This is a genomic window from Burkholderia sp. LK4 (assembly GCF_001043615.1).
Lineage (GTDB): Bacteria > Pseudomonadota > Gammaproteobacteria > Burkholderiales > Burkholderiaceae > Burkholderia > Burkholderia cepacia.
This window is the reverse complement of the sequence record NZ_LDUL01000155.1, coordinates 1-512: the sequence shown is the minus strand read 5'-3', so window position 1 is coordinate 512 and position 512 is coordinate 1. Positions and strand designations below refer to the sequence as shown.

At 61.5% G+C, this 512-nt stretch carries 1 pseudogene; it reads right to left on the bottom strand.

From position 1 onward, the window contains the following. Positions 1 to 62 precede the first annotated feature (62 nt). Positions 63 to 332, bottom strand: a pseudogene (locus VK92_RS41325) (IS110 family transposase); the annotation flags it as partial. Positions 333 to 512 lie beyond the last annotated feature (180 nt).

Sequence of the window (512 nt, the reverse complement as noted above, 5' to 3'; positions counted from 1 at the left end):
TCGCGGGCATCGGTCTTGGCTTCGCCGGCGTGCAGATCAGCGATGCGGTGCATGGCCAGTCCGGGCAGATAGGCGACGAGTACGCCTTCAGCGCGGGCGACGGCTACAGGAAGTGCGCCAATGGTGGAGGGCTGATCGACGACGAATAGAAGTCGGCCGTGAGTGCTGAGTTCGGCGAGAGGGCGCGCAGCTTGACGTCGTCGTTGGGTAGCGCTTTGTTGTACAGGCGCTTGCCATTCCGATCGTGCGCAACGGCGTGGCTGGCCTTTACCGACGTCGACGCCAATGAAGACAGCAACGGCGTCATCGTCATGTTGTTGGGTTTCTTGCATTGCAATCTATGCAGAGTGAACGGATTGGCCTGCAACAACGGTGGCAAGTCTCGGCATCCACGTTACGGACGGCGTCGGGATATCCCGGCCAAACCCCTATTAGCGATCACCAGCCACCCACCAGGCCCGGTGACAACATCCCCCGGATCATGCGGGAATCATGCGGGGCCTGGCTGGCCA